The 16,416-nt window shown below is 72.4% G+C and carries 15 protein-coding genes; all 15 read right to left on the minus strand.

Features of this window, described 5'->3' with window-relative positions:
• Positions 1-273: 273 nt before the first annotated feature.
• Positions 274-1,455 (minus strand): PrsW family intramembrane metalloprotease, encoded by a 1,182-nt coding sequence (locus GAK38_RS15475; RefSeq protein ID WP_325345632.1) that lies wholly within the window; start codon positions 1,453-1,455, stop codon positions 274-276.
• Positions 1,452-2,012: a hypothetical protein gene (locus GAK38_RS15480; RefSeq protein ID WP_325345634.1), complete on the minus strand. Its 561-nt coding sequence runs from the start codon at positions 2,010-2,012 to the stop codon at positions 1,452-1,454. Before GAK38_RS15480 ends, GAK38_RS15475 begins: the two co-directional genes overlap by 4 nt.
• 136 nt (positions 2,013-2,148) lie before the next feature.
• A complete protein-coding gene (locus GAK38_RS15485; protein WP_325345636.1) occupies positions 2,149-2,286 on the minus strand; it encodes a hypothetical protein in 138 nt (45 codons plus the stop codon).
• A 26-nt stretch (positions 2,287-2,312) separates the two neighbouring features.
• Positions 2,313-3,452 carry a type VI secretion system protein TssA gene (gene tssA, locus GAK38_RS15490; protein WP_325345638.1) on the minus strand — a complete coding sequence of 380 codons (1,140 nt, stop codon included), beginning with the start codon at positions 3,450-3,452 and terminating at the stop codon, positions 2,313-2,315.
• The gene (locus GAK38_RS15495) at positions 3,452-7,555 is read right to left on the minus strand and encodes a type VI secretion system protein (protein WP_325345640.1); all 4,104 of its coding nucleotides are present in this window, start codon (positions 7,553-7,555) and stop codon (positions 3,452-3,454) included. The genes tssA and GAK38_RS15495 overlap by 1 nt, the downstream gene beginning before the upstream one ends.
• Positions 7,556-7,562: 7 nt before the next feature.
• A complete protein-coding gene (gene icmH, locus GAK38_RS15500; protein WP_325345642.1) occupies positions 7,563-8,330 on the minus strand; it encodes a type IVB secretion system protein IcmH/DotU in 768 nt (255 codons plus the stop codon).
• A gap of 169 nt (positions 8,331-8,499) precedes the next feature.
• Positions 8,500-9,837: a type VI secretion system baseplate subunit TssK gene (gene tssK, locus GAK38_RS15505; RefSeq protein ID WP_325345644.1), complete on the minus strand. Its 1,338-nt coding sequence runs from the start codon at positions 9,835-9,837 to the stop codon at positions 8,500-8,502.
• Positions 9,838-9,888: 51 nt separating this feature from the next.
• The gene (locus GAK38_RS15510) at positions 9,889-10,377 is read right to left on the minus strand and encodes a hypothetical protein (RefSeq protein ID WP_325345646.1); all 489 of its coding nucleotides are present in this window, start codon (positions 10,375-10,377) and stop codon (positions 9,889-9,891) included.
• Entirely contained in the window at positions 10,374-11,834 is a 1,461-nt protein-coding gene (locus GAK38_RS15515) for a dicarboxylate/amino acid:cation symporter (RefSeq protein ID WP_325345648.1), read from the minus strand. Before GAK38_RS15515 ends, GAK38_RS15510 begins: the two co-directional genes overlap by 4 nt.
• A 108-nt stretch (positions 11,835-11,942) precedes the next feature.
• A complete protein-coding gene (locus tag GAK38_RS15520) occupies positions 11,943-12,671 on the minus strand; it encodes an aspartate/glutamate racemase family protein (RefSeq protein WP_325345650.1) in 729 nt (242 codons plus the stop codon).
• A complete protein-coding gene (locus GAK38_RS15525; protein ID WP_325345652.1) occupies positions 12,668-13,942 on the minus strand; it encodes a dicarboxylate/amino acid:cation symporter in 1,275 nt (424 codons plus the stop codon). Before GAK38_RS15525 ends, GAK38_RS15520 begins: the two co-directional genes overlap by 4 nt.
• 24 nt (positions 13,943-13,966) lie before the next feature.
• Complete coding sequence (locus GAK38_RS15530; RefSeq protein ID WP_325345654.1) at positions 13,967-14,953, minus strand: substrate-binding periplasmic protein; 987 nt, start codon at positions 14,951-14,953, stop codon at positions 13,967-13,969.
• Between the two features lie 29 nt (positions 14,954-14,982).
• The gene (locus GAK38_RS15535) at positions 14,983-15,207 is read right to left on the minus strand and encodes a hypothetical protein (RefSeq protein WP_325345655.1); all 225 of its coding nucleotides are present in this window, start codon (positions 15,205-15,207) and stop codon (positions 14,983-14,985) included.
• 20 nt (positions 15,208-15,227) lie between these two features.
• Entirely contained in the window at positions 15,228-15,617 is a 390-nt protein-coding gene (locus GAK38_RS15540) for a DUF4280 domain-containing protein (protein WP_325345657.1), read from the minus strand.
• On the minus strand, positions 15,618-16,415 hold the full coding sequence (locus GAK38_RS15545) for a toxin-antitoxin system YwqK family antitoxin (protein WP_325345659.1): 798 nt from the start codon (positions 16,413-16,415) through the stop codon (positions 15,618-15,620).
• Position 16,416: the final 1 nt, after the last annotated feature.

Genomic DNA, 16,416 nt, shown 5'->3' on the forward strand with positions numbered 1-16,416 from the left:
TTGGGGATCGTGGGCAACGCCGCCGTTCGGGCGGCTATCGCTGCGTTCTTCGTTTTCGTCTTGCTCGTCGGCATACATGCTCCTCATTGACATGCTATGCCTCACACACAAAATTTCGGACAGGCTCGCGGCCCGGACTCGCTCGCGCGCATGACTTCCACCCTCGCCGCGCCCCTGCCGTTCTCGCCGCTGCGGTAACTTTGCTGCGGGCTGGAGACCTGTGCTCCTCCGTGCATCCGGCATTGATTCGCCGGGAAGACCGGCCGCAGGTCATCAGGAGCCTGCGGTCAAGGTGTCCAGAGCCCGGCGCAGCCGCCGGATGGCGTCTTCATGGGCCGCGGTTTGCGCGCCTCGCCCGTAGGTCGCAGCCTTGCGGATCAGCCGCAGCTGCTCGCGTTGCAGCCGGTCCTTCAGCCGTCCGGCGCGCCGGCCGTATCGCCTGCGGACATCGTGCCGCGCCTGGATGCGCAGCAGCGGCGCGCCCAGGCGGCGCCATTCGTCGTCGCGGATGAGTTCGCGCTCGGGCACGAAATACGCGGCCAGCGCATGCAGGTAGGCGCCGTTCTCGTCGGCGGCGATGCGCCAGACCAGGGCCGCGGCCAGCACCACCGGCAGGCCCTTGGCGAGCGACAGCAGCGCCACGCTGGCATAGCCGTCGTCGAGCATCTGTTCGAGCAGGGGCGAATTCCAGACGAAGTGCAGCGCCCAGGCCAGCGCGAAGAAGGCCACCGCCACCGCCAGCCGGCGCGCCAGGCAGCGCTGCGGATGCAGCAGATACCAGGCGATGCCGTACGACGCGATGGTCGTGAACGCCGCGTGCGACCACAGGCCGGCCAGCACGCCGCGCACCAGCAGGTTGAGCAGCACCGGCGCGACCTGCGCCTCCAGCGGGAAGCGCAGGGCGGCGCTCACGGTGTAGCTCAGGTTCTCGACCACCTGGAAGCCGAGCCCGGCCATCGCGCCCACGACCAGCACCGACAGATGGGTCTGGAACTGGTTGCGCGCGACCAGGATCAGCAGCCACACGCCGGCGAGCTTCAGGAATTCCTCGGTGCTCGGCCCGGCGAGGGCCGGGCCCCAGGCGGCGGCGAACTCCGGCGACACCAGCTTGCTGCACAGGCTCTGGAACGCCGCGTTGGCCGGCGCCGCGAAGTAGACCGCGCCCAGCCCGCCCCAGCCGAAGGTCAGGACGAAGGCCTCGGGCGGATGCTGCTCCAGCAGTTCGAACCGGCGCAGCAACTGCACGAACAGGAGGGTGTAGCCGCCCCAGGCCAGCAGCCCCAGGCCGACCGTCAGCGGCACCACCGCCAGCCCCAGCGAGAACGTGCGGGCCGTGTAGAACAGGCCGTTGAGGATCAGGACCGACAGCGCCCAGAACGCCGCGCGGCGCGGCTGGAGGAACGAGTCGGTGCCGACGGGCCAGGCCGGCTGCGGGTCGAAGGACGGCACGCTCACGCCGGGGCACCGATGTCCATCGAGTCCACCATCCGGCGCGCGTCCATGAGCGCCTCGTCGAGCCCGTCGCCGGGGCCGTAGCAGTCGATCTGCGCCAGCAGCCGCCGCCGCAGGTCGACCACCTGCCAGAAGCGGCCGTTGCGTCGGGAGCCGTAGTAGGCGAAGGTGCTGCCTTCGAGTCCCCAGGCGTTGAAGAAGGCCGAGGGTTCGCCCTCGATCCGCAGGCCCTGGCCGCGCTCCATCAGCCGGCGCTGGCGCACCACGGGGCCGTCGGGCCCGCCGGCCCACTCGCCGAGCGTCACCACGAAGCGGTGGCTTGTCTTGAACAGCACCAGCGTCCGGCCGGGCCGCGAGCGCGATACGTCCATGCGCCAGCCGTCGGCCGGCACGAAGCGCACCTGGCCGATCTCCACCGTCCGGCCGGCGGGCAGCGCCCAGTCGCCGGGCGTATGGCGGTCCCAGAACACCAGCCCGCCGACGTAGGCCGCGATGGCGAGCAGCACCGCCAGCGTGCCGGGCCAAGTGCGGTACGGTACGCGGCGGATCGGATGGGTCATGCGGCGATTCTGCCCAACGCGCGGCCCGGCCCGAGAAGATGTGCGGGCCTCGGCCGGCCGCGAGGCGGGCGGCCATCCGGTGCGGCACGAAACAACAGGCAAAGAACAGGAGCGCCAGCGCGCGGACTGCGCCCGCTCAGAGCCGGCCGGTGCGCAGGCTGTATTGCCGCGACGCGGCCGTTTCCACCAGGTCGAACAGGGCCTTGGCAGAGTCGGAATGCCGGGCAGCGAGGATGCTGATCTGATCCGGTTGGTGGTTCGGTGGGCCGGCCATGATGCGCTCCGGAGGGGTCGTGGGTTTCATTCCTGCCGCAGTCCCAGCATCGAGAAGTAGCGGTTGAGGTCGCCTTCCTCGCGCAGCACCTCCTGCATCAGCTCGGGCAGCGGCAGGCGGCCCCAGGTGACGGCGCGGCGGATCAGGTAGGGCGTGGGGCTGTGGGGCTCGGTGCGCTGCAGGTACTCGGCCACGCGCTCCAGCAGCCGGTAGGCGTCGCTGCGGCTGGCGATCGGGCTGTCGGGCGAAGGCAGGGCCGCGCCTGGGCCGGCGGGGGGGAGGTTGTCGCTCATATACACTGGAGGGGTATCACTTGGTGGCCTGCCATCTTCGGTCGCACTGGGCGTATACCCCAGGTCTTGCGGGGGAGCGGCGGCGCCGCGCGGATCGCGGTCGCCGAGCAGGCTGCGCACGGCCAGGCGCAGTTGGCCCAGCGTGTCCGCGGTCTTGGAGAGGCTGGGCGAGTCGGCGCCCAGGCGCTCGTCGAGCACGCCGGCCAGGGCCTGCCAGGCCGACCCGGTCTCGATCAGCGCCTCGTCGAGCGCGACCAGCGCCCACGGGTCGCGCGCCGCCTGCTCCAGGATCTCGGCGCGGCTGGCCGGCGGTGCCGAGTCGAAGCGGACGGCGCCGCCGCACTCCGCGGCCATCGCCCGCTGCCAGTCGTAGAGCCGGATGTAGGGCGGCACTGCGTCGGGCCAGGGCACGATGGGCAGGTGCAGCAGCAGCGTCTGGGCCAGGGCCTCGCTGGCCCAGACCAGCGGTGCGGTGCGCGTCTCGGTGTCGCCGTCGATGCGCGGATGGACGTCGTCCCAGAAGCCTTCGGCCAGCGCCAGCAGCAGCCGGGCACCGGCCAGCAGGCCGCGCACGCCGTGGCGGTGCAGCCAAGCCTCGGCCAGCCAGGCGGCGACCTGCAGGTCCTTGCTGCGCTCCGACAGGACGGTTTCGCAGAGCACCTCGGCGGCGCGCCAGTCGGCCTTCTTGAGCGGGCGCGTCCATTCGCCCATGGGCAGCGAGGCGTCGTCCTCGGTGCGGGCCTCGCGGATGCGGGCGAAGACCGGGTCGTAGCGCAGCGACGGGCCGGTCGGGCCGTCGCCGCCTTCGAGCGGCGCGACCAGCGGCGCCAGGTCGGGCGCGAAGTAGGTGTCGGGTTCGGGGTAGGCGGCCATCAGGGAAGATTCCACTCGGGGGCACGGGCGAGGAACACGGCGGGCCAGACCAGCGGCGTCTTCTTGCCCGCGGGCGTGAAGCCGATGCGCAGGAACACGCGGCCGCGGCCGCCGGCCGGCACCAGGGCCGCGTCGCCGGCCGACTGCGCCGCGAGCGGGAACTCCAAGCGCAGCACCTGGCTGCGGCCGTCGCCGCGCTGGCCGGCCTCGGCGTCGCGCTGGCGCTGCACGAAGGTGAACAGCGCCCACGGGTCGGTGAAGCGCCAGGTCAGGCTGCGGCCGTCGGTGGAGAGCAGCGCCTGCTGCGCGTCGGCGCGGGCGATGAGCGGCGAGTCCTTGGCGATGCGCAGCGTCAGCGCGATCGGCGTGCCATATTCCCAGTGCAGCGGCCGCGGCGCGTCGCGCAGGCGCAGCGCCTGGTCGCCGACCTCCAGCGTCCAGTCGATGATCTTGCTGCCCTCGATCTCGGCCGCGGTGTTGGCGCGGAAGTCCACCGCCAGGTCGTAGCCGGGCACGGCGCCTTCCTCGCCCGGGTAGAGCGGCGCGAGGAAGTCGCGCACCCGCTCGAACTGGGCGACGAAGCGGCGCGCCGCCTGGCCCGGCACGGCGAAGCGGGTGTTGCCGTCCACGCGCGTTTCCTTGAGCGCCTTGGCCACCGGGTCGAGGGCCTGGAGCATTTCGCCGACCTCCTGCGGATCGGCCACCTGGAACTCGCGGGCCGAGGCGGGCGCGGTGCCGAACGGATGGCGGCCGGCCAGCGTGCGGTTGAAGCGCTCGGCATAGCGTGTCCACTGGTCCTGCTGGTCGCGCCAGTGCAGCTCGAAGCAGCGCGCCAGCAGCGCGTTGTAGATCTGCACGTGGCGCTCGCCGAAGTAGTCGCCGGTGCGGCCCGCCGGCGCCTTGCCGACGAGGCGGGCGGCGCAGGTCTCGCGGTCGGCCTCGGCGCCGGTGGTGGCCAGGAACTGCTCCAGCAGCAGCAGGCTGCTGTTGGGGTTCTTCAGGCGGTAGCGCTCCAGGTCGCGGTCGATGGCCTGCCAGCGCTGGGCCAGCACCGAGCCGGCGCCGGCACCGTCGAGCGCGGCGATGTAGGTCTCGGCCAGCCTGCCGAGCGCCTCGGCGCGGCTGAACTGCTGCGACAGGTAGGCCGCGAGCGAGGCCGCATCGGGCGCGCCGAAGGCCGCCAGGGCCGGGCCGCGCTCGCCGCGCCAGGCCTGGAAGTCACGGCCGCGCATGGTGTAGAGCTCCGACTGGCCGAAGGCCTCGTCCACCAGCCGCAGGTGCTCCAGCGCGTCCTGCGAGGCCAGGGCGCGCAGGGACTCGGCGCGGTTGGGCGCGCCAAGCTCGGTCAGCAGCGACTGGATCTTGCCCAGGCGCTGGCGGGCCGCGTCGAACGCTGCGGCCTGGCCGTCGGCCGCGGCCAGCGCGTTGGACGGGCGCACCGTGTCGATCGTGGCGGCCTCGGCCACCTGGTCGGTGACGAGCTGGGCGAACTGGGCGTTCAGCGCGGCCTCCACGCCGGGCCGTGCGGCTGGCGGGAAGGCGGCCAGCCCCTCGGCCGCGTAGCGCTTGCGCTGCTCGCCCAGGGCCAGCGCGGCGTCGAGCCGCGCCAGGTCCCAGGCGATGACCGAGCGCGCCGGCAGCGCGGGCAGGTCGCGGTCGCGCGCGGCGCCGACGAAGGGCTGGTTGAGCAGGCCGGTGAGCGCGTCGCGCAGCGCGACGCGGTCGGGCGCCAGGACGAAGCGGCCGTCCTTGTCGTTCCAGACGATGCCCGGCTGCGGGCCGCCGAAGCGCAGGTTGAACTCGGCGCGCAGCTTCTGGAAGTCGTCCTGCGTACGCTCGCGCACCCGGTCGGCCGAATCCTGGCCGAGCAGGCGGTTGGCGGCGATGCGGGTGAGCGTCTGCTCCCAGGCCGGTCCCCAGGCCAGCACGGGTTGGCGCATCCAGCCGCCCTTGCCGGTGGCGATCAGATCCTCCTGGTTCTTGATCGCGGCGACGGTGTCGCGCCAGCCGGCCACCGTGCGGTGGAAGTCGGCGGCCGCGCCCGCGCCCGCGCCGCCGGCCGGCAGCTGGCGGGCCAGCAGCACCTGCTCGGAGGCGATCAGCGCGTTACCCGAGAACAGGCGCGCACCCAGCGCGGCGGCGCTGCGGTCGAGCGCGCAGCGCAGCGCGTCCTGCACGGGCGGCAGCGGGATCACGAGCGCGCCGCCGTCGGCCGCAGCCAGGCGGAAGTAGCGCAGGCTGCGGCCCACATCGACCGGCAGCTCGGCGCCGAGGGCGAAGCGCACGGCGATGCGCAGGTCCTCTGCATTGGTGGCCGCGCCCTGGCGCAGGCGGTCGATGGCGGCCAGGGCGGCGTCGATCTGGTCCACGTTTGCCAGATAGCGCTGGAGCGCGGCGAACTCGGGCTGGTCCTCGGGCTGCAGGCCGCTGCCGCGCGGCGCGTCGGCCACGGCGCGCAAGCTCGGCGGCAGCGTGCAGGCCGCGCCAGCGATGAGGCCGCCGCCGACCACGTCCTGCTCCACGCCGCTTTGCTGGGCCACGCGGGCCAGCAGCTCGCGGCGCAGCGTGGTCACGGCGATGTCGCCGAACTCGCGTTCGATGCGCTCGATGACGCGCTCGTTGAGGTCGTCGAACACGCGCCAGGAGCCCGGCATGAAGACCGAATGCGTGCCCTCGGTGCGCAGCCGCTCGTTCATCGCCAGCAGCGCCAGCGCCTTGTTGCGGTACCAGGCGGCCGGAATGGCCTCGCCGCGCTGCACCGCGCGGTTGCGGTAGAGCGCGTCGTTCTGCAGCTCGGCCAGCGCCGCTACCAGCGTCTGGTTGTGCACGTGCAGCTGCCAGGTCGCCACGCCCAGGCCGATGGCCCAGCCGCCGAGGAAGAGCACGCCGCCCCAGCGCAGCACGCGGTGCGTCAGCGGGCGCGCGAGCGCCTGCGTGCGCGACGGACGGGTCAGGCCGTATTCGAGAAAGACCTTCTTCTCGAACAGGTCGCGCAGGAAGGCCGGCTGGCGCATCAGCTGCGAGATCAGGTCGCCGCCGGGCGCCACGTCGCCGACCGCGTCGGCCGCCAGCGCCGCCGCGTCGCTGTGCTCGATGGCCGCTACGGCCTGGGCCGATTCGCCGGCGTCGCCCGTGAGGTAGATGCCGCGGAAGAAGAAGAGCTCGTGGTAGGCGCTCGGGCGCATCAGCTCGTCCACGTAGAGCTGGAGCTGCGCATGCAGCGCCTCCACGCGCGCCGGCAGCAGCAGCGCGGCGCCGGCATCACCCGGCGGCACGGCGCTGGCGAACAGCTCGGCCGAGGTGTCGGAGATGGAGCGCACCACGGTGCCCATGGCCTCGTCCACCCACGACGACTGGTAGGTGGTCGACAGGTCGTAGGGCGACGACCAGCCCAGCATGCTCGCGCGCATCGGCTCGGGCAGCGCGCAGGCGAAGGCCGAGAAGCCCGGCACCTGCTCGGCGCCGGTCACCAGCACGTAGACCGCGAAGCGCATGGCGAAGCGGTTCTGCGCGAGCCAGAGCCTGCGGTGGGCCAGCTTGGCGCGCTTGGAGAGTTCGAGCCGGCCGTCGGCGCTGTCGTCGGCCAGCAGCGCGGCCGGGACGGTGACGACGACCGAGTCGAACGGGCGCTGCGGCCGGTAGGCGCGGCACAGGCTCAGGAACTCGTCCCAGGGCTTCTCGGAGGCGTCGTCGTCGTCGGGCGAGCCGAGGTAGGCGCCCTGGATGTCGATCACCACGCCGCGGTCGAAGAAGTTCCACGCGATGCCCTGGGTGGCGGCGGCCGAGGCCGATTCGGTCGAGAGCGCGCTGGCCACGCCGGACTGCGCGATCGGCAGCGGGCGGTGGTCGTCGCCTTCGTTCAATACCATGATCCAGGGGATGCCGTAGCGGTCGGCGCGCGAGGCGATGTTGCCCTCGATGAGCTCGACCGCCTGGCGGAACGAGCTGCGCAGCGAGTCGAAGCGGATGCGCGCGACCTTGGGGTCGGCCGACGGCTTGGCGTGCGAGCGACGCGCGGCGAAGTACAGCACCAGGCCGAGCACGATCAGCACGATGACCGTGAGTACCGCGATGGAGAGGAGGAACAGCGAGTCCGTCAGCATGGCGGCGTCAGCGGGTCGATGGGACGGAAGGGGCGGCGGCGCCCGGCTGCTGCAGCACCTGGCGCACCGGCCAGGACTGCCACAGCCACAGCAGCTCGGAGACGGCCAGCAGCGCCGCCAGCGAGAGCAGGAAGACCACGCTCCAGCGGCTCAGCGTGGGCAGCTTGCGCGGCGCGATGTGCGACAGCGTGCTCGCATAGGCGCGCTCGGAGACCACGCGGTCGCGGCCCGACAGGTCGGCTTGGCGCTGGTAGACGAACTGGAACAACTCCTCGCGCAGCCCGCGCAGACGCGCGTCCTCCCCGGTGCCGCGGTACTTGCCCTCGAAGCCGAGCGCCAGCGTGAAGAGGTAGAGCCGCGCGAGGTCGCGCCGCGAGGGCTCGCGCTCGGACAGCAGCTCCTCGATGCGGGTGAACACCAGGTCGCCCGCGATGTTGGTGCGAAACAGCGCCGATTCGAGCAGGTGCGCCGTCCAGAACTCGCGGCCGATCCAGGGCGTGTTGAGCAGGATCTCGTCGGCCAGCGCCGCCTTGAGGTAGCGCGCGTCGGCCACGTTCTCGAGTTCGAAGCGGGTGCTCTCGCGGCGCGATTCGAGCGTCTGCAGCTCCAGCAGGTTCTCCAGGTGGCGCGCCAGCGCCGCGGCCACAGCGTTCGGGTCGGTCTCGCGTGCATCGGCCGTGCGGTCGCGCGCCCGGATGATCTCGTCGTAGAACGCGCGGAACTGCTGGGTGATGTGGTCGTCGACCGCCAGCTCCGCAGTAGGCGTACGTGCCATTCTCAGAGTCCTTCCATGACGCGCGATGCGCACAGGGCATGGCGGCCGAGGCCAGCGGACGCCGCGCAAGGGCCGCCCCGCCGCGCTGGCGCCGCCCCCCTTCCCGCAAGCGAAGCGCCGCGAGAGAAGGCGGCAGCGGCAAAGCCGCTCGGGGGGTTGTCCTTCATTCCTAATCCTTCACGAACAGCACGATTTCCTGCGGGCGCTGGGCCTGCGCGCCCTCGTTCGCGTTGGCGATCACCAGCGTCTCGCCCGGCACGGTGAGCACGCTGCTGGTCTGGATCGCATAGAGCTTGTAGCCCGAGCCCGGCCGCAGGCCGAGCTTGTCGGCCGATTCGATCGGCGTGCGCACTGCGCCCAGCACGCGGCGCTCGCGCAGCGACGGGTAGGCCGACTGCGCGCCGACGATGGCGCTGTCCATCCAGGCCGCGAGGTCGCGCTCGGACTGGCCGCGCAGGCCCACGACGATGCGCGGGCCGCCGAGCCATTCGCCGCGCAGCACCGATTCGAACGCGCCCTGGCGGAAGTCGAACTTGTGCTCGCGGTACTCCTGGCTCACCTCGGACACCGCCTCGCCCAGCGCCAGCAGCAGCGGCACGAAGACGCCCGACGGATCGCCATGGTCGTAGTCCGCCGGCACCGGCGGCAGGCCGCCCGGGCGCAGCAGCGTCAGCGCAGCCAGCAGGCCGTTCAACGCCCAGTACAGCGGCAGCGGATGCAGGTGCGGCGTGCGCAGCACAGCCTCGGCCAGCGGCAGGCCGGCGAGCAGGCTGCGCAACCGGTCCTTGAGTTCGAGATGGGCCAGCCGGTCGTCCACGCGCGAGGACGGCACGGCCGTCTGCCTGGCCACGAAGGCGGCCTTGCCGCGCAGCTGGCCGAGCAGCGTCGACACCTGCTGCCACAGCGCGTTGTCGCGGCCCAGCTCCAGCAGCGGCGGCAACCGGGTGCCGAGCTTGACGACCTCGTTGTCCCGGTAGACGTTGCCGAGCCGCAGGTGCACGTGGGTGCCGGGCGGCACCGCGCCCACGACCAGCGCCAGCTGCGGCAGCAGGCGCGGGATGTCGGCCGGCTCGGCGTCGGAGACCTCGTCCTCCACCGGCGCGCCGGCCACCGAGCGGAAGCGGCCCGGCGCGCCGCGGCGGCGCGCGCCGGCGGCCACCGGCAGCGTGAGCCAGACGTCCAGCGCCGCGCCCGCCAGCTGCTCGGCATGCGGCGCCAGCGGCAGCTCCAGCACGCCGTGCGAAGGATCGGCCGCGTCGTACTGCACCGCGGTGCCGTCGGGCAGGATGGCTTGGAGCGCCAGCACGCGCAGCAGGCCCGAGGGCAGCAGGCCGGTGTCGAACGCCAGGCGGCGCACACCCCAGGCGAAGGGCGCGGCGGCCAGTGTCTGCCAGGCCACGAGCGTGTCCAGGCGCGAAGAGAGCTGCTGGAAGTGCTGCGGCGCGAGCAGCATGCCCTCGTGCCACTCGATGCGGTCGGTGATCGGCGGTGCGGCGGGTTCGGTCATGGCGGCGATGCGGGCGGAGGGTGGTTGTTGTGGGCGGGAGACGGCGGTGCCTCAGGGCGCCGGCGGCGGCCCCGCGTCGAAGCTGCGTGCCTCGAAGCGCACGAGCAGCGGGCCCTTGAGGCTTTCCACGCGCACGCGGTGCGCGCCGGGAGCCACGTAGTCGGCATAGACGAAGACGGCGGCCACGCGCGGCGAGCCGAAGCTGTCGCCGGCGACGCGCAGCGTCTGGCCCGGCACCAGCTCCCAGGTGCGGTAGGAAAGGCTTTTGGGATAGGTCTTCAGCAGGTCCGCGCGCGCGGCGAACCACTTGGCCGCAGGCAGCTCGGCCAGCCGGTCGGTCATGGCGTCGTCGAGCGCGAACACGATATCGACCGCGACCGGGCTGTTGTCGTTGGCGAGCGGCGCGGCCGCCAGCGTGACCTCGCTCCAGTCGACTTTGGTTCCCTTGAAGCTCAAAAATCCCGGCAGCGCGCAGCCGGCCAGCGGCGCCAGCAGCAGGGCGGCGGCCACCCGGCGCAGCAGTGTTCTCGTCCCATTCATCGCAAGACTCCAGAAGGCGGCGCCGGCGGCGGCGCGGTGCTGCGCGAGGCGCCCACGCCCACGCCCAGCAGCACGACCAGCAAGGCGGCCACCAGCGTGCCGCCGGCCAGCAGCGCAAGCTGCGGGCGCGAGAACACGAAGCGCACCGGCTGCGGCGGCGCCGCGGGCAGCTCGGTCGCCGCGGTCTGCCGTTCCGAGGGCAGTCCGGCCGAGACGATGGCGATCAGCGCACACGCCGCCAGCAGCGTGAGCAGGTTGCGCGGCCCTTCGCAGATCAGGTCGACCGCGAGGAACAGCGCGAGCGCGGCCTCGCCCGGCAGCTGCAGCAGCGCCAGCACCATGCCGGCGAAGCCGACGTTGGTGAGGCTGTTGTTGCCGGCCGAGGCGAAGGCCGCGACCGTCGCGCCCACGCAGACCATGCCGATGTCGGCCGCATCGAGCGCGCGATCATAAAGCCCGGCCACGAACAGGGCGACCAGCACGTAGTAGAGCGCCGAGCCCGCGCGCAGGAAGACCGAGGCGGTCGGCACGACCAGCTCCACGATGCCGCGCGAAAAGCCCAGGCGCGCGCTCATCGCCTCGATGGTGTGCGGGATGCTGGCCGTGGTGCTCGACGACACGATGCCCACCAGCATCGGCGCCTTCAGGTGCGCCAGCACGGCGGGCAGCGGCAGGCCGCTGCGCCGGCTCACGATGCCGATGGCCACGGCCGACAGCAGCACGGCCAGCGCGCCGAACTGCAGCAGGAAGCCGCCCATCGCGAGCAGCGTGGCCGGCTCGGTGACGGTCATCACGTGCGCGGCGATGCCGAAGGCCACCACCGGCAGCAGGATGTTGGCGCGCGCGATAATGAGTTCGAGCGCGCGGTAGACCGCCTCGAACAGGTTCGCGAGCGTCTGGTTCTGCGCCCGCGACAGCGTGGCGAAGCCCATGCCGAACAGCAGCGCGCAGGTCAGGATGCCGAGCGAGCGGCCCTCGGACAGCGCGCGGAAGAAGTTGTCGGGCAGCAGCGTCCGCCAGGGGCGCGGGTCGGGCGCGCTGGCCACCTGGTGGCCGTCGGCCAGCAGGTCGATCGCCTCGTCGCCGCCGTTGCCCGCGCGCATGACCAGCGCGCCGAGCTGGCCGCGCGCGTCGGAGCCGAGGTGGGCGCCCGGCGACACGACCGAACCGGCGGTCACGCCGACGGCGGCGCAGGCCGCCACGATCGCCAGCGCCAGCCCGGCGATCATCGCGATGCGGCGGCCCGGAAACGGCAGCGCGATCGTCTGCCGCAGCCCGAAGAACGTGGCCACGACCAGCAGCGGGATCGCCGCCATGCTCACGACAGACAGGTAGACCTGCGCGGCCACGTAGGCGAAGTCGCCGGCCGACGGCGCATAGAGGCCCGCGACCGAGCCGGCGAGCAGGCACACCAGCAGCGCCGGCAGGCTGTGCGAGAGGCGGGTCAGCAGGCCCATCTCAGCCGTGCCGTCCCGTCCAAAAGATGTGGGGGTATATGCTCCAGGTGCAAGAAGAAAGCGCGTTATGGCGGTACATAGGGGGGAGTATATGGGGCGCGCCGGCCATCAGGGCCGGTTCCATCCCCGCTCCAGCGCATAGGCCACGGTGGCGCGCGCGAGTTCGAGCGTGCTGTCGATCAGTGCCAGCGGCGTGGGCGCGGCCCCGCGCGCGGCGATCGGGATCTCGGTGCAGCCCATGATCACGGCGGTCGCGCCGGCGCCGGCCAGCGCGGCCAGCGCGCGGTCGAGCGCGGCGGTGCCGGCGGCCAGGTCGCCGGCCTTGACCGCGCGGATGCAGGCGTCCACGTCGTCCTGGCCGGTGGCCGCGCCGGGCACGAAGTGGTCGATGCCCTGCGCGCGCAGCGCGTCCTGGTAGAAGCCCGAGGCCAGCGCGCCGCGCGTGGCCAGCACGGCCACGCGGGCCTGCGGCACGCGCGGCACCGCGGCCACGCAGGCATGGGCGATGTGGATCACCGGCGCATGGCTGCGCTCGGCCATCTGGGCATACCAGTGGTGGGCCGAGTTGCAGGTCACGGCCACCACGCCGACGCCGATGGTGTTGAGCACGTCGATGCCGGCCAGCAGCGCCGGCAGCGGGTCGGCGCCGCCGCCGACGATGGCGGTGGAGCGGTCGGGGATGTGCGGCAGGCTCGCGACGATGACCGGCAGGTGCTCCTGGTCGCGCGCGGCCGGCGTGAGCTGCACCACCTTGTCCATGAAGTCCACCGTGGCCAGCGGGCCCATGCCGCCGAACACGCCGACGCGCCGCGGCAGGGAGGATGCTGTGGTGTTCATATCTTGAGCGGCTTGGGGCAGACGACGGTGACCGCGGCCGTGTTGCCGATCACCAGCACCAGCGTGCGCAGCATGTCGCAGATCGGGTCGACCGCGAGGAACAGGATGAACGCGGCCTCGAACGGCAGGCCCAGGTAGGTGCAGGTCATGCCGATCAGCGAGACGGTCACCAGCCCGGTCATGCCGGCCGAGGCGAAGCCCGCGAGCACCGAGGCGGTCAGCACGATCGCGATCTCGACCGCGGTGAGCGAGCGGCCGTAGAGCTGGGCGATGAACATGGTCGCGCAGACGTAGTACACGACCGGGCCCACGCGCAGCAGCGACACCGTCAACGGCACCAGCAGCTCCACCCGCGAGCGGGCGAAGCCCAGCCGCTCGACCAGGCTTTCGATCATGATGGGCATGCAGGTTGCGCTGCTGCGCGTGGCCAGGGCCAGCGCGAACGGGCCGCGCAGCGCGCCCAGCGTCTGGCCCAGCGTGCCGTTGGAGCGCTTCCAGATGATCCAGGCCGAGACCGCGAGGATCGCGATCGACACCACGAAGAACGCGCCGACGAACTGCGCCATCGCCCGCAGCGGCTCGATGCCGGTCTTGCCGAGCTGCGCCGCGCTCATGCAGAACAGCACCAGCGGCAGCGGAAAACTCAGCCACTTCATGAGCGTCTGGCAGGCGTGGTAGATCGTCTCCAGCGCCTGCGTGAGGCCGTCGGAGATGCGCGTGGGCACCTGGCCCACGGCCAGGCCGAACAGCAGCGCGAACACCAGCGTCTTGAGCGTGTCGCCGTTGGCCAGCGCCGAGAAGATGTTGGCCGGCACCAGGCTCATCAGCACGTCGGAGAAGCCGATGGTCTTTTTGGGCTCGTCCACGCCGCGCAGGCGCATCTCGGTGTCGTTGGCGCTGAGGTCGCCGCCGACGATGTGGCCGAAGGTCTCCATCGTCGAGGGCGGCAGGTTCTCGCCGGGGCGCAGCACCAGCAGCGTGACCGCGCCGGCCACGGCCACGAAGATCGAGAAGCCGATGAAGACGACCGCCACGCGGCCCAGCAGCCGGCCGGTGCCGCCTTCGCGGAACAGGCGCTGGAGGCTGAAGACCACGGCCGACACCATGAAGGGCAGCGTGATCATCTTGAGCAGGTCGACGTAGATGTCGCCGATGAAGCCCAGCCCCACCGCGCGCGCCGGCGCCAGCATGCCGAAGGCCACGCCGGCCGACAGGCTGCCGACGACGACCCACGGGTTGAGCACGAAGGTATAGATACGTTTGATGTCCATGAGAGGCTCCGCTGTCCGTGCGGCTTACTTGTCGAGGGCCTGGAGGACCCTGGTGATGTCGAGCTTCTCGGTGCGCTGCGCGAGGAACTCGTTGACGAAGGCCAGCAGGTTCGGGTCGGCCACCGATACGCCGACGCCCAGCGTGTCCTCCAGGTCCTTGAGCATCACCGTGCGCAGCGCCAGCGCCACGGTCGGGTCGGCCTTGAGCACGCGCTTGACCTCGAACTCGTCGCGGTAGGCGGCCGTGACGCTGCCGTCGAACACGGCGGCCAGGACGTCGTTCCAGGTCGGGAACTCCTCGATCTTCGCCTTGGGGAAGTTGCGCCGCGCGTAGTAGGCGAACGACGACTTGGCGATCACGCCGATGCTGCCGTCGAAGCTGCGCACCACCTCGGGCAGCGGCCGGCCGCGCGCGAGCTGGGCGAACTTCACGCGGTTGAGGATCAGCGCATGGTTGAGCGTGAGGTAGGGCGCGCTGAACGCGATGGTCTGGGTGCGGCCGAGCGTGCGCGAGAGCTTGCTGATGGCGATGTCGGCCTCGCCGCGCGCGATCAGGTCGACCACCGCGTTGAAGGTGGCGGCGTCGCGGTTGACGCGCAGCTTCACGCCGAGTTCGTCGGCGATCGACTGGGCCAGGTTCACCTCCAGACCACTCCAGCGGCCCTGGTCGTCGAACGAGAAGAACGGCGGCGTGTCCACGTTGAGCATGGCCACGCCCAGCTCGCCGCGGGTCACGATGCGGGCGATGTCCGGCGCGAGCAGGCGGCCGTCGGGCAGGCGCACCACGCTGCCGAGGGCGTTGGGCGAGACGGGGGCGTGCGCCACGGGTGCGGGCGCGGCCGGCGCCGGCGCGCTGGTGGTGGCCGCGGCCGCGCCCGCCGGGGCCGCCGTCAGCGCGGCGGACGGCAGCAGGCCGGCCAGCGCGAGGGTGAAGGTCAGGGCCAGCCGGCGCAGGGCGGCGGCGGCTGCCGACGGTCGGCGGCGCGGGGCGCAGGGGAAGGTCGAGGTCATGGCAGCAAAAGGGTGGATGGCCGCGCTTTTCAGGGCGCGGCCGTGGCGGTGGCCGGCGCGGAGGCCGGCGGTGCGGGCACGGCGGCGGCGGGGGCGCCTGCGGCCGGCAGGGCCGGGGGCAGCGCCAGCCGCCGCCCGATCTCGATGCCCAGGAGGAAGAGCAGGAGGAAGAGCAGGATGAACAGCAGCAGGACGCAGGTGGCCGCGATGGCGACCATCCGCGAGGTCATGGTGAAGACGTATTGCGAAGCCATGGGTGGGGTTGGGGGGGTCTTCAGGGGATCATTTCGGTGAACTGGCCCGGCGCGACCACCTGGATCACGCCGCCCCAGCTGCACATGAGCTTGGCGCTGTCGTTGAGCGCCGGCATGCCCGCCAGCAGCACGGTGGGCGCGCCCACCGCCCAGGGCGCGCTGGTGACGGGGATGCAGGGCATGGGCGTGAGCGCGCCCAGCGCGGCGGCGGTGGCCGCGGCCACTACCGGGTTGGACATGCTGTTGCAGGTGCCGAACGGCAGGATGTTGACGAACGGCTTGTTGTCCATGATGTTGGCCGCCGGCATGTTGCTGGTCAGCACCTGGTTGGCCGGCAGCACCACGAGCGAGGAGGGCGCGGCGCCGAAGCTGCACTGCAGCGTGGCGCCCATGCAGACGTGGCATCCCATTCAGCCGCCTCCCTTCACGAACCGTTCCAGGTTCTTCATGAAGCCCGGCGACTGCGCGTCGGCCCCGATCTCGCGGCCCTGGGCATCGAAGCGGCGCGGCGCGCCCACCGGCCTGCCGTTGCGGTAGGCCAGCTCTTCCATCAGCATGCCGTCGGGCCAGAAGCGGCGCAGCAGGCCGTGCAGCACGCCCGCGCGGTAGAGCGCCTGCTGCGACGAGTTGCCGCTGGCGGCGTAGTCGACGACTTCGCCGTCGAGCAGGCCGGCGCGCCAGGTCTCGCGGCGCACCAGGCGGGCCTCGCTGTAATAGGTGGCCACGCCGTCGAGCCGGCCGGCGTGGTAGGGCAGGCGGGCAGTGGCGTCGCCCGATTCGGCATAGGCCACGGCCTCGCCCTCGGCCACGCCCAGCACATGGCGCTGCTCGAACATGAGCCTGCCCGAAGGAGAGTATGTGCGCGTAACGCCCTCAGCTAAACCGCTGTGGCGGGGTGACTCCTGGAGTATGCGGCCGTCGTCGGTGTACAGGCGCATCATGCCATGGGGCTCGCCCTGGACGTAGGGGGTTTCGAGCACCGGCGTGCCGCGCGGGCCGTAGCGGGTCAGCGGGCCGTGGGCCACGCCGCCGGCGAAGCTGGCGCGGGCGCGCAGCGTGCCGTCCGGGTCGACCACGTCGCGCACCTCGGCCGCCGCGGCGTTCTCCACGCCCGCGGCCGTGGGCATGGCCGCAGCAGGCGGGCGCGGCGCGGCCGCCTTGGCAGCGGCCGCGATGGCGGGGTGGACGGGGAGCGGTGGCAGGGCCATG

The organism is Xylophilus sp. (assembly GCA_009914555.1).
Classification (GTDB): Bacteria; Pseudomonadota; Gammaproteobacteria; order Burkholderiales; family Burkholderiaceae_C; genus WNDY01.